This window comes from Bremerella cremea, from assembly GCF_039541315.1.
GTDB lineage: Bacteria > Planctomycetota > Planctomycetia > Pirellulales > Pirellulaceae > Bremerella > Bremerella cremea.
This window is the reverse complement of sequence record NZ_BAABFZ010000005.1, coordinates 1,467,380-1,492,512: the sequence shown is the minus strand read 5'-3', so window position 1 is coordinate 1,492,512 and position 25,133 is coordinate 1,467,380. Positions and strand designations below refer to the sequence as shown.

Here is a 25,133-nt window from a genome sequence, read left to right as displayed (position 1 = left end):
TTGAAACCACGATTTCAACTCCCTTATCTTTGCCTTAGGGCCTGACGGTGACCAGCTATTTGATTTTGAAGCTGTTGACCATCTCCATGAACTTTTCTTTGTTCTTCTCGACGGTGTCGGAAGGGCCATAGAACTTCAGGTAGTACTCACCCTGCTTTTCGGTGGTGAAAATTGCACCCAGCATGGTGTAACCCTCTTTGACTTCCGCCGGAGCGAAAGGACCACGCTGGTCTTTGAAGTCACCGGTCAGTTCGACAATGTGAACTGGCGTGTTCGAGATTGTTTCTTCTTTTTCAACGGCGTCCTTGGACATCTTGGTGAACTGGCCCTTCCAACGAAGGACGTTCGCTTCGACACCGCCCGAGGCACCCATCATGGTCACGCGACCAGAATCTTCGTCGCCGTTGGCACCAGGAACGCGGAATTCGTGTTCGATGATGTTCACGCGAGGCTTGATGGTCTTCCAGCCTTCCGGAACGGTCATTTCCAGCTGGCCTTCGCTGAAGGTGATGGTAGCCGGCTTCTTTTCTTCGGCAGTCTTCTCTTCAGCCAGGGCCGAAAAGGCAGTCAGAACGACAAGGCCGAGACACAGCGGCGCGAAACGTTTCATCACAAAAAGCTCCTGAAATGGGGCAAAATCTTCCGGGGGAGAATTCACCCATGATATCGCTAAAGTTCAATCAGATCATCCATATTGCCTGGAGAGCAGGCGAAGTCTGAGAAATTTTACGTCGTACCTGGTGACTGTGTTCAGAATTTCGCGGAAGAACGACGCTCCAGACGAGGCCGGCTGATTGGTAGAGTCGGTTGCGGTATCATAAACGGAACCCAGCCGAACGGCAGATCGCCCTAAAGCGAAGTCTACAACAAGGATATCACCATGAAGACGCCACCTAAGTCGGCCCGTCCCAGCGAAGAGCAGGAAGAAGAATCGGGCCCTTTGGAGATCGTGATTTCCGGAGAGTTCGGCGAGTCGTGCACCGAGATCTATGAAAAGATCCTCGAAGTACCACCCGGTGGCGAATGCACACTTTTTTTCGATTCGCCCGGCGGAAGCTCGTACGCGGCGATCGGCCTGGTCAGCTTGCTCAAGCTGCGGAAGATTGAAGCGACCGGGTATGTGATCGGCGAGTGTTCCTCGGCCGCGATTTGGCCCTTTGCTGCCTGTAAGAAACGGTATGTAACGCCATGGAGTGTGCTGCTGTTCCATCCAATGCGATGGCAAAGCGAAGAGAACATTCCGGTGACTGAAGCGGCGGAATGGGTTCGTCACTATGCTCATCTCAATTCCGAGATGGACGAGATGCTGGCCGGTTTGTTCAAAGCGAAGCCGGAGCTTATTGCCCAGTGGACGCATCCGGGCCGATTCGTAACCGGGACCGAACTAGCCGAAACAGGCCTGGCCGAGTTAATCGAGCTTTTCTGATCGTGAAACAACGCAGTACCATACGGGCGTCCTTTGGCCCACGGTTCCGACCTGAAAGACACCCCATGACTTGTCGCTCGGTATTTTTCATCGCGTCCACGCTGCTGGCATTCTCGCTGGGGTGTGACAGCGGCAAGCCAGCCGATCCGTACGGCCCCGATGCGACGGCAGAAGACTTCGCCGAACTGCGGCTGTCGCTCACCGTGAACGATCCCCGCGTGAAAGACGAACTCGAACGACTTCAGAACAAACAGGAACTTCCGGTCCAATTGGCCGAAGCGTACCGTGCTCGCACCGAACCGACCAGTGGCGAACAGATCGTCAAGTTTCTGCGAGGACGTGACCCGGACTACATCGACGCTGCTTTGACTGAAACGGCACACTGGTGGGATATCAAGTCACCGGGCCGGGAACTGTTGATCGATGCTCAAGGTCGAGACTTCCTGAAGAAGTGGAACGTCCAGCGAACGGCTGCTCGGGCAGTCCTGCTGCAGCCGAGAGCTCGGTTTCCGGTCGAGATGGAACAAGGAACCTTTGCCGATCCGACCTGGATTGGAACGATGCATTGCCTGGCTCGTGCGGAACTGCTGGAAGCCGCCAGTCAGGCCAGCCAGAACAACATGAGCGAAGCGGTTACCGCGGCGGCGTATGCCTTGGCGTATGCCGATCAGTTGAATCAGGCACCTTCGCTCGCAGCACGGAATGCAGCGGTTGCGATTCGCGAAGAGACATTCGTGACGCTGCGTGCCTTGATGCGTCACCCGCAGTTCTCCGGTGATTCGCAGCGGACGCTGGAAACGGTGCTGCAGCAAACGGTGCAAGCCTGGCCAAGCGATGCCGAGCTTTGGAAAGCAGATAGGGCGTTTGGGTTGCATTTCCTGGAAGTGATCCGCTCCGGGAATTTCGCCTCAGTTCTGACGCGTGAAGAGTATGACGCCATGATGGCCAGCGGCGAGTTTGGCATGCTGCAAAGCAAGATCATGCGTAGTCTGACGATGGATCAGGCCTTCTACCTGGATGCGATGCGCGATGTCGTCGAGTCGTCGGAGAAGCCATATCACGAGCGAGCCGCAGGGCTGTTTGCGATCTCGGATGCTTTAAATCAGGCAGAGAGTTCCGGCAGCTTTCCCACGATCTCTGGCGAGTTTCTTCTGAGCGAGATCCATGCTCGCTCGGCAGAGTTCTCGAAGGACAAGACCCGCACCATCATCTGGTTAACGGCACTACAAGCGGCGAATGGCCACCCACCTGCCGCGATGCCGATTAGCGACTTCTCCGGCAAGCCGATCGTGATTCAGGAAGAACCAGGACGCGTGATCGCATCGTTTGAGGGACTCCCTGGCGAAATTCCAAACCTGGAAGTCCGCAAGCTGCCGCTCAACGAGAATTAGCAGCAGCCAAGTGTCGCCTGGCTGGTTTCGCAAAGCGAACCGGTTTAGCGATAGCTTTCGTGGCACGAGCTGCACGATTGACCGACATCGCCGGCAGCCGTTCGGGCCGCGTCGGCATTATTGTCTTTGACCGCCTTCACGACGTTCAAGGCCGCTTCCTGCATTTGCTGACAGAAGCCGACATAGTCTTCGTCGTCGTGGTACTCGAAGCCTTCTTTCTGCATCGCATGGGCAATCGCGGCGATCACTTCCGCTTCGTGCAGAATCTCTTCGATGTTCGACTTGAACTCCGATTCGCTGGCAGTCATCGGCTTCAGCTTCTTTTGATAGCCAATTTCGAGTCGCTGCATCAGCGGTGGGCGGTCAGCGATCGCGTCCCACGTCGCCTTCGGATCGGCTTCGCGGGTATCGATCGTACCGCCACGGACCAGTTGCTGCAGGTCTTCAGCTCGCAGCTTGGCTTCTTTGAAGGAGTTGTCGGTCCCAACCTTCGAGTTGAAGCCGGCACGGGCGAAGCCATCGCGGGCCGTCAAAGCGTACTCTTTCCAGCGAACATCGCCGTCATGTTCCGCGATGATTTCGAACAGCATGGCCAGTTCCGTGAAGTCGCGACGGGCTTCCTCGAAGCCGCCACCGTTGAACTTGCGGACGTTCTCGACGGTTGTAGTCAGCTGATTGTTGAGCTTCTTCACTTCGTCTTGAATGGTGGTGGGCGAGATAATGTCGGCCCATTCTCCTGCAGCACCTCCACCAGAAGCAGCCGGTGCGGCCCCGCCACCGCCACTCATACCGCCGCCGGCAGGACCGGCGATCATTTGCTGGCGATTCTCGCTTAGGACCGCAGGACGTTCTCCGGACAAGCCTTCGGCGAAAACATCTTTGAAAAAGAAGATGCTGGTCGCGGTGTTATCGAAGGTAGGAGGCGTGGCTCTTTTTTCCGTCGATTGAGCCATCAAGGCCGATTCGCAAGCGATCGTTCCGAGAATGCCAACGGTAAGAACCAGACTCAATTGTCGCATCGATAGTTGCCTCCAGGGGAATTGCGTTCACAATTAGTATAACCCTGAAGTCGAATCAGGGACAGAATTTCGGTCAATCCGCCCCGCTCCTGGAAAAACAAAGACAAATCGTGACGTCTGAAGAGGAAAGACGAGCCAGCCGCCGCAGTTTTTTGCGGGGAAAGATCTTCGCTCCCCAGGAAGAGGCGGGCGAAGAAGCACCGGAAACTGGTCCGATTGCCGAGTCGTCGGTCGCCCCAGGGGCTTACCTGATCCAGCTTTCTCGCAAGGCGATGGCCTGCCAGTTCGAGGTTTACTTGAACGCTTTGGGGCCAGGCACCGAAACGGAAGCCGGGATCGCTGCCCTCGATATCGTGACCGAGCTCGAAGCCCAGCTTTCCGCGTACCGGTACGACAGCGAGATCTGCCGGCTGGGGGTAACTGCCTATCTCCGGCCTCAGGTCGTCGAGCCGCAGTTGTTTAGGCTGCTCGAGCTATGCGTTCAGCTTCATCGCGATACCCGTGGGGCCTTCGATATCACCGCAGGTCCTTTAAGCAAAGTGTGGGGGTTCTTCGATCGTGACGGCAAAGTGCCGGCAGATACCGATCTGGCGGAAGCGATGCAACTGGTCGGCAGTAATCAGTTAGTGCTCGATCACGATCAACGCACGGTCTTCTTTACCCAGGAAGGTGTCGAACTGAACCTCGGCAGTATCGGCAAAGGGTACGCCCTCGATCGCTGCCGAGACACGCTGGTGGAGGCGGAGGTTGCCGACTTTCTGATTCATGGCGGAACGAGTAGCGTGATTGCCCAGGGCATTCGCAAGGACGGCGTCGAACGAGACGGCTGGGAGGTCGGCGTGCCTCATCCTTTGCGGCCTGATCGCCGTATTGGCACCGTCCATCTGAAGAACGAGGCTTTGGGAACTTCCGGTGCGGCCTTTCAGGCGTTCATCCATCAAGGGAAGAAGTACGGCCACGTCCTCGACCCTCGATCCGGAAGGCCGGCGACAAGTGTGCTTTCTGCCACGGTGATCGCCCCGAATGCCACCCTGGCCGATGCCTTGGCAACGGCATGCTACGTGATGGGACCGCAGGAAACCGAAGAACTGCTGCCGAAGTACCCGGGCGTCTCGGTATTGATGGTCCAAGAGGGCAAACGCCGAGGATCGGTCGAAACGATCATGCTCGGCGAAATGGAGCAGCGTTTAACACTCTGTTAAACGCCAAGCGGAAACTAGTCCCACCACCAGCCATGATGCTTGATGGTCTTGGGAAGGGTGCTCGCCTTGCGATCTGATTTCATGAGACCGTAGTCGTCGACCTTCAATTGATCGTCGGCCAGAGCCTTGGCGGGATCGAAGTACACGCCACCGCTGACACCAGCGATGATGTGCTTGTTGTTGATCACCCGCATGTTCATGATCGAATCGACATCGGTTGGTGCACTGGAGGTCGCCACTTCGTAGCCACCCTTAGGACCGAAGTGCGTCATGTTCCAATGGGCCACATCGGCCAGGCGTTCTTTCTCGATCAACGAGCAGATCATCGCCATGTCGAAGATGTTCTTCATTTCGGCATAGATCGGATACTTTGCCGACAGCTTGTCGTAATGCTGCGAGAAGTTGTGGGCGAACGTTTCGTTGAGGGTGGAACTGGTGTTGGTGTGAACCCGTTGACCTTGCTCGTCCAGCAATTCGTTCTCGCTAAGGACTTGAACGCCAGGACCGGCCAGTTCAAACGCATTGCGTTCTTCGGTGACATTCACACTGCGGTAATCCAACGCAAACCACCAACGCAGCACGTCCATCGGCGGAGGCGAGCCGCCAGGGGGGATGGTGACCATTTCCAGGTAGCTCGGAACGCCCGCCGTGCCATCTTCCAGTCCCATGCCAACTCGCTTCATATGGTAGTCCGCTTCTACGATGACCTGACCGACGCGGGTATCAGGCGAAACGCCATGCACCGTGATGTCTTGTCGACCAACGGCGGTGCGAAGGCCCTCTAGCCATGAATCTCGCTGACGAGGATGCAGCGGCTTTTGGGAGGTCTGGGTGATATATTCCTGGGCCGCTTTCAGGCCGGCCTGAGTTGGAGTGATCGAGCAGCCGAATTTGCCCTTTTCTTCCATGGCATTTCGCATCAGCACGACCAGGTCGTCTAGCTGCAGCACTGGGCGACCGGTGGCAATGTTCACGTGGCGACCTTCGCCATCGACCTTCCAAGGTCCGGCTGGTCCCGCCAGGACAACTTCCCCTTGCTCTGGGTAGACGAGCAGATACTTGATCTCGTAGATCCCAGCCAGGTTGCTCATCTCGTCCGTAGGTACTCGACCGACCGCCCACAGCAATTGGGTTTCCTTTTCGAGCCGCGTGAGCGAGACCTTCCGCAGGGCCGACTCATTCGCCAGGTCCTGCTCGGCCATCGCGACCTTCGAGGCGTCGTGAATCTTCGTGAGTAGCGAATCTTGAGTTTGCTGCGTGACGCGGTGCAGGGTTCCTTGCGAGTCGACATAAACGCCAGTCGAAAAAGGAGCCACCGAACCAGGGCCGCCCAGTTCTTCCCACGATTCGGGATCGACGGTCGTCGTGATCAGGTCGATCAACTGGTCGAAGTCGGGGGTAATACCACCACCACGGCCTGCGGGAACTTTACTTCGTGCTTCCGAGGCGGCATTCAGCAGGTCGGAACGCTGCATGTCGTCTTCGATGTACGAAGAGGTTTCGACAGCGGCGCGGATCAAACCTGCTTTCATCTGGCTGCGGGCGATGGCAGTGTGCCCTTGGTCGCGCAGCTTGGGATCTTCGATTTTGTTGATCTGTTCGAACGCACGCGTGAATTCACCAACGCGGCTGTACGACTCGACGCTTTCCAAAGTCGCTTGCGGAGTGGAAGCATCGTCGCCCAGGGCAGGGCGGAGCGAGATCGAATAAGTGGACAGCACGAGCGTAAGGCTCGCAAAAATCCCAGCCCGGAAAAGGTTGAGCACGGGAACGGTCTCCAAGATTAGGGCTTCTCTGTTCTTTGAAGGAGAAGTTTAGATTCCCCTGTTTCCAGGAGTTCGTCAAGCGATTGGTAAGGCAGGGTGGAAAAACGACACCATTTAGGTGGTAGCTGCCGCAAGAAAATAAAAACAGCCAGGATTCTGCTTGAGAATGGCCTGGCTGTCTTGAGTTTTAGCTAGGTAGGAGAACCGTTGGGATCTCCTGAAACCGGACTAGCCGCAGCAAGTTGGCTCTGGAGCACAGCAGGTTGGCTCTGGAGCACAGCACTTTGGCTTGCAGCAGTTGTGCAGCTTGTGCTTCAGGTGGTGGAACAGGCCACACTTCTTGGCACATGGATCGCAGCACGATGGCTCTGGAGCACAGCAAGTTGGCTCTGGAGCGCAGCAGGTTGGTTCAGGTGCACAGCAGGTAGGTTCCGGAGCGCAGCAGGTTGGCTCTGGAGCACAGCACTTTGGCTTGCAGCAGCTGTGCAGCTTGTGCTTCAGGTGGTGGAACAGGCCACACTTCTTGGCACAAGGATCGCAGCACGAAGGTTCCGGAGCACAGCAGGTTGGCTCTGGAGCACAACAGCTAGGTTCAGGAGCACAGCCACAGCCGTGCGAGTGGCCGAAAAAACCGGCCTGGGCGGTGGAGGTAGCGGCGAAGAACAAACCGACAACCAACAACGCAGGGAGAGCAAAACGGGCATTCATCGAGAGGACTCCAACTTGACTCATTAACCACCAGAAAAAACAACTCTTACGGGTCGTACACCTTGCACACACTGGGCAACAAATCCCAGATTCGGGCGCGTGACCTCGCAAGTAACTATCCTTGGTAAGGAACTATCACTCGCTATCGACTACCCAAAACGAAACCCTCTAGCAAAATACCCAAATTGTCTAGCCGGAGTATCTTCACAGTTCAGGTCGTAACGGATGCCCCGGATATGCTTGCATCCGGGGGGGATGGGTGGCCATTTTACACTCTCCCACACCTGACGGACCCACATTCATATCCCACGGTTAAGTACCAACACATCTTGTGTTTCCAATGGAATTAGGCCGTTTGTCCTCAGATCCAATGAATGGATACCGGCCGCATGGGGCAAATGAAATGACTGTGACGAATCAGCATTCGCTGATCTATTCCGAATTCGGTGACGATGAGGATCTCGGCGAATTGGTCGAAATGTTCGTGGACGAGATTCCTGATCGCGTGCAGAGCATGCTCGACGCCGCGGATACCTCCAACTGGGAACAGTTAGGTCGAATCGCTCACCAGATGAAAGGTGCCGCTGGAAGCTATGGCTTTGGCGAAGTGACCTGCGTGGCGGCTGTTCTGGAAACGGCTTGTCGCGAGAGTGCACCTTCTGAAACGATTCAACGAGGTCTTCAAGACCTGGTCAGCATGTGCTTGCGAATGCGATCTGGCGTGCCTGGTTAAGGCCGCGTCTGGTTGACCGCGCATTGTCGATCCACCTATGATTCGGGAATCGTTTCACGACGTTTCTCGAATCATACAGGTATCGATGCCCCGATCGACTCCGTTCGGCGACAATGCAGCTTCTCAGTGCGATCTTGCACCAGAACTGGTCCTCGCCGACCTTCAATCCGACGCTCTGGCTACCGCCGATCTTGCTCAGGCTGTTTCTGCAGCTCTCAGCCAACCGCGCGATTTCCCTAACCTGGCTGAGGCCACCGTCCCCGGCGACGTGGTTTTATTTGCCATTGGGAAAAACGTTATCGCGGTCGAAGAGGTCGTTCGCGGAATTGTCCTCCATGTCCAAGAGGCGAAGCTGACCGAGCGGACCATCCAGTTCCTCTTGCCACCTGGTGTTTTGCCGGGGCAAGTTGATCGGCTGCAAGAAATTGTCGCTCCGCTGGGGGAAGGGACGGAAGTTGTCGTCCATCAGCCACAAGATCAGAAAGCCAATTCGTTTCTGACTTCCACTCAGGACAGTCGTGCCATTATTTTGAATCGCCATTTGTGCGATGCTGACATGGTGGTGCCGATCGACGTGGCTCGCAGCGAAGGTGGGTTTAGCTACTTCGGTCCGTTCTCTTCGATCTATCCGACCTTTTCCGACATCGACTCGATCAAACGCTGGAACTCGCCCTTGTTCGTGACCCGAGTCCAGCGTCGCAAACGGCGCGTGGCGGACGTGGAAGAAGTGCGATCGCTGCTCGGAATCGTCGTGAATATGCTGCTGCTGCCTGCTTCCGGTGGTGGATACCATTCGGCGATCTTCGGAGAAGCTGCCAGCGTAGAAGCAGCTGCCGCTTCGCAGATGATCGAACATTGGGAACCGAATGTCCCGTCGTTGGCCGGCGCTGTGATCGCTTTAGTAACTGGCGGCCGGATGGGGCAGACCTGGGAGAACGCGGCTCGGGCACTCGCCAATGTCGAGAACCTGGTTCGTCCCGGGGGCGCGATCATTTTAGCGACCGAAATTCGAGAGCGTCCCGGAGCCGCGATGGCTCAGATGGCCGAGTCGTTGGAATTCACCGATTTTGAAACCGAGATGCGGAAGTCGCGTCATGCCGACGCCGCGATCGCCTTGCAATTCGCAAAGACTCTCTCGCAGTGCAAGATCTACTTCCGCAGCTTGTTGTCGGAAGAGATTCTCGATCAACTCGACTTGATCCCGGTTGAGTCGGATGAAGAGTGCCGCAAGATCTGCGAGCATTACCAAGAGGTGGTCGTTGTACACGACGCCCAAAGTATGTCGGTCCAGGTTGCCGATACGAGCGTTGCCTAGCAACTTCGCGAAAGAGACTTTCATGAGTGATTCTATTTCTTGGGCACCTTCGCCACTGACCACCCGCATTGAAGTGAATGGCCCGAGCCATGTCCGCTTCCTGCAGGGGCTTTGCTCGAACGATGTGGTCGCATTGGGTGTTGGTGTGGCCTGCGAAGCGTATGTGCCGACCGTGCAAGGGAAGGTGCTGGCGCATGGCTATCTGCTGAAAGACGAAAGCCGCGTCGTCTTCGCCGGGCTAGGGAAGCAGGCGACCGATCTGCTGCCGCATCTGCAGAAATACGCGATGATCGAAGATGTCGAAGTCATCGACCACGGAACCAAGGTGCCGGCCATTCTGGTCTGGGGCAATGAAGCAGCGGCTTGGGTCGCTCAGCAGATCGGGCAAACCGATCTACCGGCGCCGCTTCGCCACGCATCGTTTGAGGTCGAAGGCGAACCAGTCGAACTCTTCCGGACGACGCTGCTGGAAGCCGATTCGTTTGAACTACGGGGCCCTGGCGTTTTAAAACTGGTCGAAGGCATCCCGTCGTCTGCGGAGAGTTGGGATACGCTTCGGATTTTGAACGGCTTCCCGCTGCATGGCGTCGACATCTCGGCCGATCACCTGGCCCAGGAAGTCAACCGCGACAATCAGGCCATCAGCTTTAAGAAGGGCTGCTATCTCGGTCAGGAAACGGTCGCGCGGATCGACGCCATGGGGCACGTGAATAAGAAGCTGGTTTCCATTGCAATGGAACCTTCCGGCGAGATGCCAGAGTTGCCGGCAAGCCTGGTCGTGGAAGGAAAAGAAGTCGGCCGGATCACGTCGCTTTGCCTGGCAGATGGCAAATGGAGAGGGCTAGGTATGATCCGACGCGGCATGAATGCAGCAGGATCGAAGCTGACATGTGATCTGGGGACGGTGGAAATCGTCGCTTAGGCTTCCTGGAGCGACTTGATCCAACTGTTGACATCAAAGCCGATTCCGGCTCGTTCTTCTCGCATGATCAATTCAATATCTTCGCGGGCCGAGAAGAACGCCTCGACCACATCGGGATCCCATTGGGTACCGGAACCTTCGAGGAAGATCTGGTTGACCTTTTCGATCGGCATGCCTTTGCGGTAAGGACGATCGCTCGACATTGCGTCGTAAGCATCGGCCACGGCTGTGATGCGGGCCAGAAGTGGAATCGATTCGCCCGAGAGCCGGTGCGGATAGCCTTGGCCATCCCACTGTTCGTGATGATGCAGCACCACCGGCAACACATCTTCCAGCTCCTTCAAGCCAGACAAAATGTTGCAGCCCAATTCAGGGTGCAGCTTGATGTGTTCGTATTCTTCGTCGGTCAGGCGGCCTGGCTTTCGAAGCACGCTGTCGTCGATGCCGATCTTGCCGACGTCGTGCAGCAAACCAGCCATGTACAGCAGGTTCAGCGTTTCGGTATCCAGGTTCAGCTCTTGTGCGAGGCGCACGGCCAGTCGGGCCACGCGATCGCTGTGACCGCAAGTGTAAGGGTCTTTCGCGTCGATGGCGGAAGTGAGGGCCCGGACCACGCTGGTGACGAATTCCGATTGGCGGCGATACAACTCGATGTTGCCGCTATGGATGCCCAGGATCGTACCGACACTGCTCAGCAGACTGGCTTCCACCGTGCCGAAGCCTTTGTCTTCCGTGTGATTGATCGCAAACAACCAGCCGAAGATGTTATCGCTTTCGACCAGAGGAACGGCGATTACCTGGCGGATTTCGTGCAGCGGCCAGTCGGCACGCTCGGTGATTCGTTGGTTGGCGACAAACGCCGAACGCTTATCATTTAAGTGAAACTGATCGACCAGTTTCGAGAGTATGCGGGCATCGACCGGACACTCGCCAGCCATCAGCATGCACGATTCGAGAGTTGGCGAAGTTCCGTTGTGACACTTCGGTTCTTGATAAAGAATCGATAAGCCGCGACACGGGATGACTTCCAGCAACCAGTTCAAGGCGAGGTCGCCCAGTTGCGAATCACTGCTCGAAATACGGAGATTTTGAGTCAGCCCATACAGCAGGCTGATTTCTTCATAGGTCGAAGACAAGCTGTCCGAGACCTTGTCGATCTCTTCGGTCAGGCGGCCAATTTCCAGATCGGACGCCATCTTTTCGATGACGACCGACGCCATCCGTTCGAGCGAGGTGATCGTCCATTCGGTCTGAGCGTGATACCAGCGTTTGGCATCCTTCGTCGTGACCCCCAGCAGATGTGCGATGCGAGTAAAGTTGGGGGACGAAGAAGTAGTCGCTGGGAGTCGGAACGGGGCCATGGCCACAAAGTCTTGCGAACCATCTTTTAAAGGAATGGCCAGCCAGGCACATCCGACTTCCTCCACGACAATCGCAGGCGTTGCTTCACGGCGAATGCCGGAACAAACCGACGCCAGAATGGCATCGTCACCGGTGCAATGGCCTTCCGAAACCAGGATCACTTCCCCAGTGTGTCCGTCGCGCATGCAAAATGGGACACCGAAGTAGCTACGCAACTCCGAGCTCATTTGCTTCAACCGGTGACGCACGGCGGGTACAAACGTACTCACGGCGTTTCCGGTTTGCGGAAGGGAAATGGGGGGCACAGACATACCGGCTTTCCTGACTTGATCGAGCGGTGAATCCTTCGGGCGGTTTGGAACTCGCCTGTAATAAACTTAGGTCACTCCCAGATCAGCGTATTAACACGGCAAATGACAATACCCGCTGATTTCGATGCTGTATGAAGGGTTATGCCGGGTGATTGATGCGATTCGGGCATTCTGGAGGCCACACACCCCGAACCTGGGCTATCGCCGCGATCGAAAATTCTTACGATGCGGATTATGCCGCTTGTTGGACCTCGACCAATTCAAAAAAGGTTGACGGATCGATTGTGATGCCTTGCGGTAAGTCGCGGGTAAGTCCTAGGTTTCATCGAGATCCTCGCTACGTTTTTCGCGCAAGTTAATCGCTTTACATCATGGCTCTCCCCCTTCCACTGCTCATTACTGGTGTTCCTGGCGTTCCGGGATACAACGCGCTGTATCACTTTGGCCACAAGTTCCCCGGCCAGGTTGTTGGATTGCGACCGACCGACAACTGGCGACTGGAAGGGGACCACATCGTGGCGTGCGACATGGAAGATGTCGACTCGCTGAAGCGATTGTTCGACGAGCATCAATTCAAGAGCGTGCTGCACTGTGCCGGTAGCTGCGCCTTGAAGTCGTGCGAACTCGACCCGGCCATGGCGTGGCGGATCAATCTGGAAGGGACGCGGAATCTACTGCATATCCTGGAGGGAACCGATACGCGGCTGATCCATCTTTCGATCGACCTGGTCTTCAGTGGGGCCTCGGGCGAAGGAAACATGCTCGAGACCGACTCGACCGATCCGGTTACTGTCTACGGCAAGACGATGGCGGCGGCGGAAAGCCTGGTGACGTTGATGCGTCCCGATGCCTCGATCCTGCGAATTTCGTTACCGATGGGTGTCAGCTTCAATGGTCACGCTGGAGCGATCGACTGGATTCAGTCGCGGTTCAAGAAGCAGCGGCCGGCCACGCTATACTTCGATGAAGTTCGTACGCCGACCTATACCGACTGCATGAATCTGGCGTTTGAAGAAGTGCTGCAGCGGTCGATGCCGGGAATCTATCATGCCGGCGGACCAACGCGGCTGAGCTTGTACGAGATCGCCCAGGTCATCAACCTGGTCGGCGGTTATGAGCCAGACCTGTTGATGGGCTGCATGCGTCTCGAAGCCGGTCCGATTCCACCTCGGGCAGGCAATGTAGCGATGAACTCGGAGAAACTCTCCGATCATCTTGGCTTCGAGCCGTTCCATAGCTGGCCTTACGACTCGCGATACATTCCGACGCATCGCGAGTGGCACTACGAGCGGTCCGGCTTCGAGCCCGGATCCGCCGAATTGCTGGAGCAGATTTTGTATTGCAATCCGCTCCGGGTGAAAGGCACCGTACGACCACCCTTCAAGGGATAGCGAATCAGGTGAGCGGCTGCGGGAACTCTGGGTTCAAGAAGCGGCCATTCTCGCTGATCAGTTCGCCATCGGCAAAGATCTGACCCCCTTCGCGCAGGTCGCAAACCATGTCCCAGTGGAGGCCTGATTCATTGGTGCCGCCCGATTCGGGATAGGCCGCACCAACGGCAGCATGGAACGTTCCTCCAATCTTCTCGTCGAAGAGGGTGTTCTTGCTGTACTGCTGAATGGCGTAGTTCGTGCCGATCGCGATTTCCCCCAGGACACGTGCACCGGCATCCTGGTCGAGCATCGCCAACAGGAACTCTTCCCCTTTGCTCGCTTTCGCATCGACGACGCGGCCGGCCTCGAAGGTCAGCTCGATGCCATCCGACTCGCGGCCACCATGCACGGCGGGGAAGCTGTACTTCACGACGCCCTGGGTAGCCGTTTCGACAGGACCAGTGAAGACTTCGCCATCGGGGAAGTTCTCGTGCCCATCGCAGTTGATCCACTTACGACCGTCGATGCCGAGGGTCAGGTCGGTGCCTTGCGGCGTGACGAAGCGAATTTCCTTCTTGGTCATCAGGAAGTCGGCCAGCTTTTGCTGCTGCACGCTCAGCTTCTTCCACATGGCGACCGGATCGTCTTCGTAGAGAAAGCCGGAACGGAAGACGAACTCTTCGTATTCGCTCAACGACATTTCGGCATCCTGGGCAGACGATTCGCACGGATACTGGGTGCCGACCCAGTTCAGCGTTCCTTCAGCAGCACGACCGAGGAAGCGGCTGAAATACTTCTTGCGGCCCTGGCTGACGAGTGCACTCTTTTGTGGTGGAACGGTCGACAACGCCTTCGAGTTCTTCTGACCCCACATCGAGATCGAGCAGTCAATCGCTTCGACCGCTTGCAGTTGAAGTGGATTTTCGTAGGCGAGTTGTTCGTCGCTCGCTTCGTCAAAGAAGATTCGTTTGCATTCGTCCGGAGTCATCACCACGTCGGCATGGGCACCTGCTTTGACCACTTCGCGATAGATGGCAATTAGCAGCGGTTCGCAAACGGTCGAACCAGCGATACGAACCAGGTGACCTGGCTTCACTCTGCCAGAATATTGAACGAGAACTTGAGCGAGCTTTTGGTACCGCGGGTCCATACAGACCTTTCCTTTCGCAGAGCAGGGCCAGGTAGACAACAACGAGACGAATCCCGAAGAGAGGGCCCTATTTTGAAATCAAATGCGACCGACGACAAATGCAAGTAAAAACCAAGGAGATAAAGCAATTGCCGCTGCGGCCAGAATCAAAGACTTGGGGGCCCGGCGCTTTCGGCGTGACTGCATGATGGGGGTCAACAGCCCGCCGATACTACCGGAGATGATCGACGCGAATAGCAACAACGTCGAAAAGCCCGTCATCGCGTTGTAAGGGCCTTCTTCCCACTGACCAGCCGCCGCGATACCTCGAAGCAGTACAAACAGCACGACCATAAGCAGGGTCGAAAAGATGCACAAACTCCAGAATACCGTTAGCGATTCAATCGCTCGCGATTCGCCCGAAGCAGGGGGAGCTTCGTGGCGGGTCAGCTTTTTGGGGCTCCGCCGTTTTTTTGACACGATAAGGCCTGGGACGAGCTGAAGGGATGATGGGGTTTCGCCCAGTATGAGGGGAGCCTCCCGATTGGTCAACGATGTTTGCCCTGCTTGACGGGGCAGGGGACCAAAAGAAAAGGACGCCCCGAGGGACGTCCTGTGGCAAATGATTCGCGCCCGATGCAAATTTGTCACCGGTATGCTCTGCCGAACGTTCTTATTGACTACAGGCCGTAGTAGTGAACGTCGACGTTGCCGCACTTCTTGAAGACCATTTTGATCTTAAAGCCACAGCACCATTCGTACTCGACGATGCCGCGATTGAACATGCCGCAGCGGCTGTCGATACAAGGGACGCCAGTGCAGCAGCTTGGCAGGCAGACCGGAACGTCAACGAAGCAGTTGCAGCGTGGATCGACGACCTGCAGGATTGCTTCGGTTGGTGGGCAGCAATCGCAAGGGCAAGCCTTCTTGGTGAACAGACGATGATTTTTGTAGTTGAAGCATGGCTCGTAGCAGCATGGCTTCGGTGGTTCCGGAGCGCAGCAGGTCGGTTCGACGTGCTTTGCTGCGGCGGATGCTTGACCCGCCATGGTCAACAGAACGGCAACTGCGAACAGTGCGGAGAGTGGCTTGGCGAGGCTGATCATGTGGGTGACTCCAAAGTCTTCAGGGGGAACTGCGAGAATCCTTCTCTCGCAAGATCGCTTGCATTCCCAGCAAGCGCAAACACTTCTTTCAGCCTATCATCTCTACCCGCAGGGGCAACTGGGGAGCTTAAATCCAGGTTTTCGGTTGCTGGAACTGAGTAAAAGGCGCAGTTGGCAGGATATGGAGAGGTATTTTCTGGGGATTCTTTTGCCACCGGGGCGGTTTCGACCTACTTTTTCAATGGCAGTTGGTAAACCAGCCAGCTTACCTCCTCATTTTTAGCGGAAAACGGTCTCCGTTTTCCCTTCCCTACTTATTCGATTTGGCCCCGACTCCGAGGCGTCCCGTGAAAGGACCATAGGTTTATGGCCGAAATCTTCCCAACTGACTGGCGGAAGGCAGGGTTGACGTGAATGCTCACGCAATGGCTCCGGAATTGAGCCCCGACTATACGCCGCTCGAACAGGCACTCAATCAGCTTCGCCACCACAATGGCGAACTCGAGGGCTTTATTGATCAGCTTCTCAGCGAGATTGCCAACCTCGGGCAAGAGGTAGAGTCACGCGCAACGGAACTACTCAGGGCTCGGCAAGACCTGGACCGCTCGTCGGAAGTTTCGATGCAGTCCGCAGAGGAAAACCTGCGTCTTTCGCGGCAAGTGCATGAAAGACAGGAAGAACTGAAGAAAGCGAACGACGAGATCGCTCAACTGCGGTTGCAACTCACCGCCGCGCAGCACTCGTCCGTCGCAGATCCAGGCAGCCAACAGCGTATCGCTGATTTGGAACGCCAACTGCGCGAACGTCCAGCCGCCGGCGCACCCGATGCGCAGCTTCTGGCCGAAGTCGAGCAGTTACGGCGGGATTTGGCAGCGACCAAGCTCGAACTGATGCGACGCGATCAGGAACCGGTCGGCGGACAAGCTGACGACAACCTCGATTCGCTCGTCGAAAAGAACCAAGCCTTGGAGGGCGAATTGCATCAGGCCCGTGGGCACGCGATGCGTTTGACCGAAACGATCGACCAGCAGCGACGCGAGCTTAATCAGCAGCGCAGTGCCTGGAGCGAAGAGCTTCAGACGATGCGAACCGCGCTCGAGCGTCGTGGTAGTTCTACGCCAGAGACCGCAGCCCCTCAGCATTCCTTCGCCGATACGTCCGTGATTTCCGATACGGCAACCGTTTGTCGGGACGAGATTGAATATCGTGCCAACAACAACAACACGGTAGTCGATTCGGTGATGGCTCAGTTCGCCAAATTGCAGCGGGATGTGAACAAACGTCGTAGCCAGCGCAGTTAGTTCACAGACTTTTCCTTAATTCCTATTCAGGACTCATCCTATGAATCGCTATGTAGTAGGGGTAGCTGGCGTAGCCGGTGTCGCCGTATTGGCGGTAGGCTGGCTCTGCGGTATTTTCTTCATGGCTTTGGCAACTCTTTTGCTTCTTCTGGCCCTCGGCGGTGGATATCTCGCTTATCGGCAGTACACGCTGAAATTTCCCGCATCCCATGCTTCCGGCGGTGCTCGATCGGAAGGATCGACTCCCAGCAATTCGACACGCACATCAACCAAGCGAACCGCCGAAGACTCGCAGTCGTTGGCCAGGCAGATGCTCGATCAGGGACGCTATTCATTGCTACTGCGCCCGCAGATCGCACAGAGCATTCCACCTAAATTTTTGCAGCAGGCCCAAGACCTTCTCGACGAAGAAATGACCCTGGTCCCAGGGGGCGAAACAATTCTGGGACGTGGCGTGAGCACGTCGACGGAAACGCCTGAATATCTGGATGGCCGCGTCGTTCAAGTCGAAGGCTTTTACCTCGATCGTTACCAGGTCACCAACGAACAGTTCCATCGCTTCGTCGAAGGTGGTGGTTACGAACAGATCTCGCTTTGGGATCCCGAAATCGTTCCCGCGTTGCTCGAGTTCGTCGATCAAACGGGCGAGCCAGGTCCACGCTTTTGGATGAATGGCAAATATGCCCATGGCCAAGGTAAGCATCCGGTGGTGGGTGTTTGTTGGTACGAAGCGGCCGCGTACGCACGCTGGGTTGGCAAACGCTTGCCAACCGACCCGGAATGGGTGAAGTCTGGAAGCTGGCCGGTACCGCTGCCGGGCGCGCGACCGATTCAACGAAAGTTTCCCTGGGGCGATGCCTTCGATCAGAACAGGTGCAACTTGTGGGGCTGCGGTCGTGGTGCCACGGTACCGGTCGATCAGTTCCAGGATGGCATGAGTGTCGGCGGTGCCCATCAATTGATTGGCAACGTTTGGGAGTGGACTTCCAGCCGCTTCGGTGCCTGGCAGTCAGGCTCGACGCCACTGGTGCTCGACGCTTCGATGCGCAGTTTGCGTGGTGGAGCCTTCGACACCTACTTTGAAACCCAATCGACGTGCGATTTCCAGAGCGGCGATAAGGCGATCGCCCGGAAGCGAAATGTTGGCTTCCGCTGTGCGATTGGAATTTGCGATTTGATCCCTGACGAGTCGATGCAAGCCGAGGAGGCTCCGGCCCAGGTCGAGTCCTATGAAGAACTTGCAGAGGTGACCTCATGACCAAACGCGTATTGGTAGCTATGGACTCGTATCGCCTCGCTGAGTGTGCGGTACCGGTATCCTGTTATATCTGTGGTGTCGATAACAACTACAACACCGAGCTTTGCCGCCATTGTGCCGCTCCGTTGGCACTTTCGCACCAGGCTCGAACCCAGGGACTGCGTCCGCAAATGGTTGCTGTCTTGGGAACGGCCGCGGCCGGCAAGACCGTTTACCTGGGCATGTTGCTTGACATGCTGACACGTCAAAACGGTCGCGTTCAGGTGCTCGCGCGAGGTGCGTTTTCGATCACTTTGCAGCAGCGCACCATGATGGCGCTGTCGAACTGCCGCTTCCCAGAAAAGACGCCGAACGAGCCTGATCGCTGGAACTGGGTGCATTGCCAGGCCAAGATCAACTCGAAGAAGAACCCGATGGAATTGATCATGCCTGACATGGCTGGGGAAGCGATCCTGGAAGAGATCGATCACCCCAATGCCTATCCGGCAATCCACTCGTTCCTGGAAAAATGTTCCGCCGTAATTTTGTTGGCCGATACCGATCGGATTGAACGAGGCGGCGCCGAACAGAATTACTTCCTGATGAAGCTGATCACCTATCTCAGCGAACAGGATAACCGCAAGGTACGCGGTAAAAGTACGCGTCCCGTCGCGATTGTGTACTCGAAGGCAGATCGTTGCGAGCCTTGCTTCGACGATCCTGAACTGTATGCCCGCGAGAAGACTCCGAATCTTTGGCAGCAGGTGCAGCAGCGTTTCACGAACTACGGCTTCTTCGCCTCGGGCGTGGCCGGTTCGGTCGGCTTCCGGGATACCCCCGGCGAAGGTCCGACCGCCGTACCGCTGCGAATCGAGCCGCGCGGAATCGTCGAACCGTTCGAATGGCTCGTCCGCAAAATCTGACCTGGTAACCTTGTATGGCTACGCTCTCGCCCAAAGATCTCCACCTATCCGTATCCAAGTCGCAAGACACTGCCGGCACGGTTGCCGTCGAACAGGCGATCTTCACGTCGGCTCGTACGTCGAATAAAGATGGCTATCAACTGGTCGCGTGGAGCCCCGGCATCAGTGCCGAAGACGCGCGACTGTTGGCGGTCTGGGGACCGGCTCACGACTCGATGATTGTGTCTGACCCGAGCGATGTAAGTTTGAACTTTCATCCTCTCGGACAAGGCAAGTTCTGCGTCTCACGAACGATGCTCGGCACGGCCGAATACAGCGGGCGAGGTGGCCGCCAGGTTTACACGCACTGCTTCATTCTCAGCGCGGAAGGGTTCGCTCGATTCCAGAACGATCCGTTTCGGGTGGTATCGGCGGCACTTGCCATTCGAGATTTACGACCTGGTTCCGAACTACCCACCGATCTGCCGACACTGAAGATGCTACCATCGGGACCCCCGGTCGAGCCTGCGATGATTCGGCTGTTCGATGCTCCGCTGCAACAGCAGATGCTGGTGTCGTGGACGCACATGGCCCTGACGACGAACAAGCTGACCTTCACCGGCAGCTACAACGATCGGTTCCTGGCGGTCTTTTTCAATCTCTTGCCGGTATCGGTGCGACCGCAGTTTTCATTCTCGACGCGACTTCGCTACTCACCCCGCCGCGACTTTCGGTTGATCGGTTTGGGAAGCGACATGGAGGAACAAAAGAAGGCATCGCGTCAAGAAGGATGCAGTGTCTTTCAGTTTGATGCCCCTGCTCGCAGTCCCGAGATGTCGCGTCATCCGTGGGCGACTTGGGTTCAAGTGGCACTTTGCCACCGAGAACCTGACGAAGCGGCACGGATGATTGGCGAGGTCCCACTGTCGGCACGTCTGGAAGATCTGCCCTCGATTGGCAATCGCTTCCGTGTGGCGATGTCTGGTCGACGGATGCGAGAAGCGGCGGCCAGTCCTGCACCAGTCGAATCGGTTGTGGTTCCGGAAACGAACGCTGATCGCGACGAATTGCTGACCCTGGTCGAGCGGGCACTGGAAGGCGATGTCGCGGCGCTCGAGCGGCTTAACTCGACCTGGTGTGCTCAGCCAGATCGTCAGATGGAATCGTTGCGGGAAGAATGTGCCCGGCACTTTGTGAAGCTGACCCAGGAACGTACGATCGAGCCTGGAACGAGGGCTTCCGTCGCGATCGAGATTCTTAGCTTAATCCTGCGAACGAGCATCTAACGCTACGGCGTAGCTGTTTTGCGTTCGTAGCTTCGTTCGATCTGAATCGCTTTGCGTCCTTTGAATGCCCCGGCGAAGGCCTGGAACGTTGGCGTGCCGTTCACGTTGACCTGCAATGCGGTTCGCGAATCTTTCTCGGTGGTAATCACATCACCCACGCGCAGGTCGAGCAGTTCTTCCATGGTGATCGTCGTTTCGGCTAACACGACGTCGAGATTAACTGGGGCCTGATCGAGGTGGATCCCGATGGCCGCCTTCGACTGCGGTGTCGCTTCGGTGCTGCCATAGGCGAACCACGAGTTGGCCGTCAGCTTATTGCTGATGCGTTCGATCGAATTGAACGGGATACACAAGTTGATCATCCCGCGGACATCGCCGATCGCCAACTCGAAGCTGACCAGCACGACCACTTCGTTCGGCGGTACGATCTGAACCAGCTGCGGATTGCTTTCGACGCGAACCACTTTCAAGTCGAGCGGCAGGACGTTTTCCCACGCATCTTTCAGTTCCACCAGGAACAAATCCGAGATCCGCGAGACGAGCGTCAGTTCGATTTCTGTCAGCGGACGACGTGTGGCTGGGGTGCTCTCTTTACCACCACCCAATAGACGATCGATGATCGGGTATAGGATTGACGGATTGATGTCGAGGATCAGGTTCCCTTCCAAGGGATCGGCCGTCAGCAGATTGAAGCAGCTGGGGTTTTCGAGACTGAAAACGAATTCGCTGTAGGTCAACTGGTCGACGCTGGTCAGCTTCACTTCGACAATCGACCGAAGCAGGGCCGAGAGAGCCGCACCGAAGTTCCGGCTAAACCCTTCGTGCATCGACTGAAGGGCCCGCATCTGATCTTTACCGACGCGTTCGGGCCGTTTGAAGTCGTATGGCGTGATCTTCTCGCGACCACGCACGGCACGCTGCGTGTTGGTTTCCGGTGGAGCCGCAGCGGTAGCCTTGGACGGCTCGCTGCCGGTTTCCATTGCATTGAGAAGGCTTTCGACTTCTGCCTGGCTTAGAACGTTGTCTGCCATGAATCATTCCCTCGATTCACGAAAACAGGGACTCCGTCGTCTCGATTACTTACGGACGTGTCCCTCTCCCATGACGATGTACTTGTAGCTGGTCAGGGCATCGATGCCGCATGGACCGCGTGCATGAAACTTGTCGGTGCTGATTCCAATTTCCGCACCCAAGCCAAACTCGCCACCATCGTTAAACCGCGTGCTGGCGTTGACCATCACGGCCGAACTATCGATCTGGGCCGTAAACTTGCGGCTCGCCGACAGGCTCTCGGTAACAATGGATTCGGTATGACCTGAGCTGTACTGATTAATGTGGGCGATCGCCTCGTCGATGTCGTCGACGATCTTTACCGAGATGATCGGACCGAGATACTCGGTGCCGAAGTCTTCATCGGTTGCGGCTACGGCAGATGGCAAGATCGCACAGGTTCGTTCATCCCCGCGGATTTCAACCGATTCGCAAGCGAACGCTTCCGCCATCTTCGGCAGAAACTTCTCGGCGACTGCCTGGTGGACGACCAGCGATTCGGCCGCATTGCAGACGCCATAACGATGGCACTTGCTGTTGAACGTGATCTGGATGGCCATGTCCAAGTCGGCTGCTTGATCGACGTAAACGTGGCAATTGCCGGCAAAGTGCTTGATGACCGGCATCGTGGCCTCTTCGCTGACGCGACGAATCAAACCTTCGCCGCCGCGTGGGATGGCCACGTCGATCAATTGATTCAATTTCAAAAAGTGGCCGACCGCGGCTCGGTCGGTGGTCGAGACCAACTGCAAGGCGTCGGCCGGAATGCCAAACTCGACCGCCTTCTCTTGCAGGATCGAAACGATTGCCTGCGACGAATGGATCGCTTCTTTGCCACCACGCAGGATGACCGCGTTGCCACTCTTCACGCAGATCGCGGCGGCGTCGGCGGTGACGTTCGGACGCGATTCGTAGATGAAAAACACTACGCCCAGCGGAACGCGAACCTTGTTGATCGCCAAACCGTTGGGACGAATCGACGACTCGATGGTGGCCCCGATTGGATCGGTGAACATCGCGATCTCTTCCAACGCGGAGGCAATGCCGTCGACACGTTGTTGGGTGAGTCGCAGGCGATCGATCGCGGCATCGGTCAAGCCATACTGCGGAGCATTGGCCAGGTCTTGTTCGTTGGCCAGAGCGATGGTCTCGAAGTTCTCGCGCAGGGCAGCGGCCGAGGCCTTCAGCCAATCGTTTTTGGCCTGACCCGATACAGTGGCCAGCACCCGCGAAGCCGCTTTGGCTCGTTGGGCCGTTTCCAGGCAGTAGGTGGTTAAGTCGAGATCGTCAGCAATCGCCATTCTTCAAACCTTGCGAAATCATTGGTCCAACGTACGATTATCCCTGGAAGAGGACATGGGGTCAATGCGAAAGGTTCGTTCGGTGACAGACACGAGATCGCCGTAAGTGCTATCGTGGTTATGGTTTGTGGCGATCGTGAGGGCAATTCCAGGGGGACGCTGGTGAATGGTTGTCAGTCGTTTTCTACCCAAATAACGTTTTCAAGGGCAGGCTCCTCGGAGGGGCAAGAGAGCAAAGCAGCTTTGCGAACTACGGATTAGCCTGAGACTGCCGCCAAATCGATGCCAGATGAAACCAACTTGCGGTCCCGGAACCGATCGTTAAGCCCGCCGCGTAAAGCCATAGAATCCACTTGTCTGGTTCCGAAGGAAAATCGACCTGAAGTATTAAGACGATGGCAATTGTCGCGGCAGACATCAGCAGCATGGATAGTACGATCGTTATCGCTGCGACGAATACCGATGGATTCGTGCTGAAAGACCGGGACAACACCACGGCGATCAGGGACGAAACTAACCCGGTGAAGAGGCCAATCGCGGCACCGATTGTCAGCATCATCCCCAAACTCATCAACAGTTCTGGTGGCTGCAGAAACAATGACGGAGTCGAGATTGCCAGGGCAATCAGCAGAGCAAAGCCCATCGAAATTCCGCCATAGACCGTGTGCAGAAGAAGCCCTCGTTTCAAGGCCCACCAGTCATCGAATCTTGCCATTGTCGCCGTATCGTTAGGATGCGACATGGTGGAGGGCTTTGGGGTAAAGGGTTAAGTCGGAAGTTCGGCCGAAATACCATCGATTCCGCCCGTGGCGATGAAGGCGTCGAGAGCCTCTTTATTCGCTTTCACGTCATGAACGCGAATGATCTGCACGCCTAAACGAGCCAGGGTCAGCGTCGCGCCCACAGTGGAAAGGGTACGGTCTTTGTCTTTGTCCCCCAGGATTTTGGCCAGAAACCCTTTTCGCGAATGGCCCACCAAGAGCGGACAGCCGAGCGTATGGAACTCGTCGCACTTCGCCATCAGGTCGAGGTTATGCTGGTGCGACTTGCCAAAGCCGATGCCTGGATCAAGACAGATCTTGGCCCGGTCGATCCCTTGGTAACGAAGCTGGCGATAACGGTTCTGAAGGTAGTCGAAGATATCGAGCACGACATCGTCGTAGGTGGGATCGTCCTGCATGGTTTGCGGAGTCCCTTGCATGTGCATGGCACACACACCGACGCCTGTTTCGATCGCCAACGGAACCATCGCGGCATCTGCTTCCATGCCGCTGATATCGTTGATGATTTCCGCGCCGGCGGCGATCGCTTCTTTGGCGACGGCAGCTTTGGTGGTGTCGATCGAAATCGGAATGGAGACCTGTTCGGCGATCCCTTGAATCACGGGAATGACTCGTAGCAGTTCTTCCGCCGGATCGACAGGTTCCGAGTAAGGACGTGTGCTCTCGCCACCGATATCGAGGATCTCGGCTCCGTCGGCTTGCAACTGCAAAGCGTGGTCGATGGCGGCGTTCTTATCGAACCATTTACCCCCGTCCGAGAAGCTGTCAGGCGTGACGTTGACGATCCCCATCAGCATCGGAGTTCGCGAGAAGCGAAGCGTCTGGGTACGAAGCTGCCACGAGATTGCGCGGTACGGATATCGTTGGGCCAGAGTGGTGCTGTGTGGGATGGGTCTCATGCCAACATTTTAGCAAACTTTGACACGAGAAGAGGAGTAGGGCGGCGCCTACCAAGGGGCTTCCATGCTCCGAACCACTTCCTGGGCGAACTGATCGATGGCATCCTGCTGGGCAGTGACCATTGATTGACCAGGTTCCGGATAAAGCAGCCCGTTGGCGGTAATCGTCTGGCTGCGAAGGACCGGGGCGAGATCGAGTGTGGCAGGCTGGCGAATCAACTGACCGCGCTGATCGAGCCACTCGTAACGGATCTGGAAACTCTCTTGCAGAATCCGTGGTTCGTCCAGCGTGTTAAGCCCCTGAACGATCTTGTTGTCGACCACCAACGTTCCACGAAGGACCGTATCGGCCGAGGCTTCGTCGGTGACCTTGTAGATGGTGACCGCCTCGATTTCTTTGATGACCGCTTCGGTGATCTTTTCGCCAAGCTCGGTTCGGAACGAGTTCGATTTGAAGACCGGAACGTAGACAGTCCGAATGTCAGGTCGATAGAGACTGCGATTGCCAAACTGATAGTGCACACAGCCTACCGTGCTGCCCGCTACGACTAGTAGCAAGGCAGTCAAGATCCGTCGGTAGTGTGCATTCAGGTTGGGCATATCGTCGGTTCG

At 56.5% G+C, this 25,133-nt stretch carries 24 protein-coding genes; 11 read left to right on the top strand and 13 right to left on the bottom strand.

Going from position 1 to position 25,133, the window contains the following annotated elements; all coding sequences use genetic code 11:
- Window positions 1-55 precede the first annotated feature (55 nt).
- Entirely contained in the window at window positions 56-610 is a 555-nt protein-coding gene (locus ABD890_RS22925; RefSeq protein ID WP_345094942.1) for a hypothetical protein, read from the bottom strand.
- A gap of 270 nt (window positions 611-880) precedes the next feature.
- Here ABD890_RS22925 and ABD890_RS22920 point away from each other — a divergent pair, with 270 nt between their 5' ends.
- Both ABD890_RS22920 and ABD890_RS22915 read left to right on the top strand, forming a co-directional pair.
- Window positions 881-1,426: an ATP-dependent Clp protease proteolytic subunit gene (locus tag ABD890_RS22920; protein WP_345094940.1), complete on the top strand. Its 546-nt coding sequence runs from the start codon at window positions 881-883 to the stop codon at window positions 1,424-1,426.
- Between the two features lie 65 nt (window positions 1,427-1,491).
- On the top strand, window positions 1,492-2,817 hold the full coding sequence (locus tag ABD890_RS22915; protein WP_345094938.1) for a hypothetical protein: 1,326 nt from the start codon (window positions 1,492-1,494) through the stop codon (window positions 2,815-2,817).
- A gap of 44 nt (window positions 2,818-2,861) precedes the next feature.
- Here ABD890_RS22915 and ABD890_RS22910 read toward each other — a convergent pair whose 3' ends face one another.
- Window positions 2,862-3,836: a cytochrome c gene (locus ABD890_RS22910; RefSeq protein ID WP_345094937.1), complete on the bottom strand. Its 975-nt coding sequence runs from the start codon at window positions 3,834-3,836 to the stop codon at window positions 2,862-2,864.
- Between the two features lie 110 nt (window positions 3,837-3,946).
- Between ABD890_RS22910 and ABD890_RS22905 the strand changes: the two genes are divergently transcribed.
- Window positions 3,947-5,038: an FAD:protein FMN transferase gene (locus ABD890_RS22905; protein WP_345094935.1), complete on the top strand. Its 1,092-nt coding sequence runs from the start codon at window positions 3,947-3,949 to the stop codon at window positions 5,036-5,038.
- Window positions 5,039-5,052: 14 nt separating this feature from the next.
- On the opposite strand, the gene ABD890_RS22900 is transcribed toward ABD890_RS22905, so the two are convergent.
- Window positions 5,053-6,759 carry a DUF1598 domain-containing protein gene (locus ABD890_RS22900; RefSeq protein ID WP_345094933.1) on the bottom strand — a complete coding sequence of 569 codons (1,707 nt, stop codon included), beginning with the start codon at window positions 6,757-6,759 and terminating at the stop codon, window positions 5,053-5,055.
- A gap of 273 nt (window positions 6,760-7,032) precedes the next feature.
- Window positions 7,033-7,512: a hypothetical protein gene (locus ABD890_RS22895; RefSeq protein ID WP_345094931.1), complete on the bottom strand. Its 480-nt coding sequence runs from the start codon at window positions 7,510-7,512 to the stop codon at window positions 7,033-7,035.
- 403 nt (window positions 7,513-7,915) lie between these two features.
- Between ABD890_RS22895 and ABD890_RS22890 the strand changes: the two genes are divergently transcribed.
- The 3 genes from ABD890_RS22890 (at window position 7,916) to ygfZ (ending at window position 10,482) form a co-directional block, all read left to right on the top strand.
- Window positions 7,916-8,245, top strand: a complete 330-nt coding sequence (locus ABD890_RS22890) for an Hpt domain-containing protein (protein ID WP_345094929.1) — start codon at window positions 7,916-7,918, stop codon at window positions 8,243-8,245.
- 85 nt (window positions 8,246-8,330) lie between these two features.
- Entirely contained in the window at window positions 8,331-9,560 is a 1,230-nt protein-coding gene (locus ABD890_RS22885) for a nickel-dependent lactate racemase family protein (protein WP_345094927.1), read from the top strand.
- A gap of 22 nt (window positions 9,561-9,582) precedes the next feature.
- Window positions 9,583-10,482 carry a CAF17-like 4Fe-4S cluster assembly/insertion protein YgfZ gene (gene ygfZ / locus ABD890_RS22880; protein WP_345094925.1) on the top strand — a complete coding sequence of 300 codons (900 nt, stop codon included), beginning with the start codon at window positions 9,583-9,585 and terminating at the stop codon, window positions 10,480-10,482.
- On the opposite strand, the gene ABD890_RS22875 is transcribed toward ygfZ, so the two are convergent.
- A complete protein-coding gene (locus ABD890_RS22875; protein WP_345094923.1) occupies window positions 10,479-12,113 on the bottom strand; it encodes an HD-GYP domain-containing protein in 1,635 nt (544 codons plus the stop codon). The genes ygfZ and ABD890_RS22875 overlap by 4 nt on opposite strands.
- Window positions 12,114-12,526: 413 nt before the next feature.
- Between ABD890_RS22875 and ABD890_RS22870 the strand changes: the two genes are divergently transcribed.
- Entirely contained in the window at window positions 12,527-13,546 is a 1,020-nt protein-coding gene (locus tag ABD890_RS22870) for an SDR family oxidoreductase (protein WP_345094921.1), read from the top strand.
- Window positions 13,547-13,550: 4 nt separating this feature from the next.
- Here the strand turns inward: ABD890_RS22870 and ABD890_RS22865 are convergent, their stop codons facing one another.
- From ABD890_RS22865 to ABD890_RS22855, 3 genes are all read right to left on the bottom strand, one after another.
- Window positions 13,551-14,678, bottom strand: a complete 1,128-nt coding sequence (locus tag ABD890_RS22865; RefSeq protein ID WP_345094920.1) for an aminopeptidase — start codon at window positions 14,676-14,678, stop codon at window positions 13,551-13,553.
- A gap of 78 nt (window positions 14,679-14,756) precedes the next feature.
- Window positions 14,757-15,137 carry a hypothetical protein gene (locus ABD890_RS22860; RefSeq protein WP_345094918.1) on the bottom strand — a complete coding sequence of 127 codons (381 nt, stop codon included), beginning with the start codon at window positions 15,135-15,137 and terminating at the stop codon, window positions 14,757-14,759.
- A 200-nt stretch (window positions 15,138-15,337) separates the two neighbouring features.
- The gene (locus ABD890_RS22855) at window positions 15,338-15,763 is read right to left on the bottom strand and encodes a hypothetical protein (RefSeq protein ID WP_345094916.1); all 426 of its coding nucleotides are present in this window, start codon (window positions 15,761-15,763) and stop codon (window positions 15,338-15,340) included.
- Between the two features lie 410 nt (window positions 15,764-16,173).
- Here ABD890_RS22855 and ABD890_RS22850 point away from each other — a divergent pair, with 410 nt between their 5' ends.
- Genes ABD890_RS22850 through ABD890_RS22835 form a run of 4 tightly spaced genes read left to right on the top strand, consistent with a single transcriptional unit; the run spans window position 16,174 to window position 20,489 of the window.
- On the top strand, window positions 16,174-17,064 hold the full coding sequence (locus ABD890_RS22850) for a hypothetical protein (RefSeq protein WP_345094914.1): 891 nt from the start codon (window positions 16,174-16,176) through the stop codon (window positions 17,062-17,064).
- A gap of 40 nt (window positions 17,065-17,104) precedes the next feature.
- On the top strand, window positions 17,105-18,322 hold the full coding sequence (locus ABD890_RS22845; RefSeq protein WP_345094913.1) for a formylglycine-generating enzyme family protein: 1,218 nt from the start codon (window positions 17,105-17,107) through the stop codon (window positions 18,320-18,322).
- A complete protein-coding gene (locus tag ABD890_RS22840; protein ID WP_345094911.1) occupies window positions 18,319-19,224 on the top strand; it encodes a TRAFAC clade GTPase domain-containing protein in 906 nt (301 codons plus the stop codon). Before ABD890_RS22845 ends, ABD890_RS22840 begins: the two co-directional genes overlap by 4 nt.
- 14 nt (window positions 19,225-19,238) lie before the next feature.
- The gene (locus tag ABD890_RS22835; RefSeq protein WP_345094910.1) at window positions 19,239-20,489 is read left to right on the top strand and encodes a GAP1-N2 domain-containing protein; all 1,251 of its coding nucleotides are present in this window, start codon (window positions 19,239-19,241) and stop codon (window positions 20,487-20,489) included.
- Between the two features lie 2 nt (window positions 20,490-20,491).
- Here ABD890_RS22835 and fliM read toward each other — a convergent pair whose 3' ends face one another.
- From fliM to lptE, 5 genes are all read right to left on the bottom strand, one after another.
- Entirely contained in the window at window positions 20,492-21,520 is a 1,029-nt protein-coding gene (gene fliM / locus ABD890_RS22830) for a flagellar motor switch protein FliM (protein WP_345094908.1), read from the bottom strand.
- Between the two features lie 45 nt (window positions 21,521-21,565).
- A complete protein-coding gene (locus tag ABD890_RS22825; protein WP_345094906.1) occupies window positions 21,566-22,840 on the bottom strand; it encodes a glutamate-5-semialdehyde dehydrogenase in 1,275 nt (424 codons plus the stop codon).
- Between the two features lie 250 nt (window positions 22,841-23,090).
- Window positions 23,091-23,555, bottom strand: coding sequence for a hypothetical protein (locus ABD890_RS22820; RefSeq protein ID WP_345094904.1), 465 nt, complete (start codon window positions 23,553-23,555; stop codon window positions 23,091-23,093).
- Between the two features lie 51 nt (window positions 23,556-23,606).
- Complete coding sequence (folP, locus tag ABD890_RS22815) at window positions 23,607-24,521, bottom strand: dihydropteroate synthase (protein ID WP_345094902.1); 915 nt, start codon at window positions 24,519-24,521, stop codon at window positions 23,607-23,609.
- A 48-nt stretch (window positions 24,522-24,569) separates the two neighbouring features.
- A complete protein-coding gene (gene lptE / locus ABD890_RS22810) occupies window positions 24,570-25,121 on the bottom strand; it encodes an LPS assembly lipoprotein LptE (protein WP_345094900.1) in 552 nt (183 codons plus the stop codon).
- Between the last annotated feature and the right edge of the window lie 12 nt (window positions 25,122-25,133).

Coding starts and splice junctions, on each gene's coding strand:
- ABD890_RS22925 (WP_345094942.1), bottom strand. CDS start 610: ATGAAACGTTTCGCGCCGCTGTGTCTCGGCCTTGTCGTTCTGACTGCC.
- lptE (WP_345094900.1), bottom strand. CDS start 25,121: ATGCCCAACCTGAATGCACACTACCGACGGATCTTGACTGCCTTGCTA.
- ABD890_RS22890 (WP_345094929.1), top strand. CDS start 7,916: ATGACTGTGACGAATCAGCATTCGCTGATCTATTCCGAATTCGGTGAC.
- ygfZ (WP_345094925.1), top strand. CDS start 9,583: ATGAGTGATTCTATTTCTTGGGCACCTTCGCCACTGACCACCCGCATT.
- ABD890_RS22855 (WP_345094916.1), bottom strand. CDS start 15,763: ATGATCAGCCTCGCCAAGCCACTCTCCGCACTGTTCGCAGTTGCCGTT.
- ABD890_RS22915 (WP_345094938.1), top strand. CDS start 1,492: ATGACTTGTCGCTCGGTATTTTTCATCGCGTCCACGCTGCTGGCATTC.
- ABD890_RS22885 (WP_345094927.1), top strand. CDS start 8,331: ATGCCCCGATCGACTCCGTTCGGCGACAATGCAGCTTCTCAGTGCGAT.
- ABD890_RS22840 (WP_345094911.1), top strand. CDS start 18,319: ATGACCAAACGCGTATTGGTAGCTATGGACTCGTATCGCCTCGCTGAG.
- ABD890_RS22835 (WP_345094910.1), top strand. CDS start 19,239: ATGGCTACGCTCTCGCCCAAAGATCTCCACCTATCCGTATCCAAGTCG.
- fliM (WP_345094908.1), bottom strand. CDS start 21,520: ATGGCAGACAACGTTCTAAGCCAGGCAGAAGTCGAAAGCCTTCTCAAT.
- ABD890_RS22820 (WP_345094904.1), bottom strand. CDS start 23,555: ATGGCAAGATTCGATGACTGGTGGGCCTTGAAACGAGGGCTTCTTCTG.
- ABD890_RS22895 (WP_345094931.1), bottom strand. CDS start 7,512: ATGAATGCCCGTTTTGCTCTCCCTGCGTTGTTGGTTGTCGGTTTGTTC.
- folP (WP_345094902.1), bottom strand. CDS start 24,521: ATGAGACCCATCCCACACAGCACCACTCTGGCCCAACGATATCCGTAC.
- ABD890_RS22870 (WP_345094921.1), top strand. CDS start 12,527: ATGGCTCTCCCCCTTCCACTGCTCATTACTGGTGTTCCTGGCGTTCCG.
- ABD890_RS22910 (WP_345094937.1), bottom strand. CDS start 3,836: ATGCGACAATTGAGTCTGGTTCTTACCGTTGGCATTCTCGGAACGATC.
- ABD890_RS22845 (WP_345094913.1), top strand. CDS start 17,105: ATGAATCGCTATGTAGTAGGGGTAGCTGGCGTAGCCGGTGTCGCCGTA.
- ABD890_RS22825 (WP_345094906.1), bottom strand. CDS start 22,840: ATGGCGATTGCTGACGATCTCGACTTAACCACCTACTGCCTGGAAACG.
- ABD890_RS22920 (WP_345094940.1), top strand. CDS start 881: ATGAAGACGCCACCTAAGTCGGCCCGTCCCAGCGAAGAGCAGGAAGAA.
- ABD890_RS22865 (WP_345094920.1), bottom strand. CDS start 14,678: ATGGACCCGCGGTACCAAAAGCTCGCTCAAGTTCTCGTTCAATATTCT.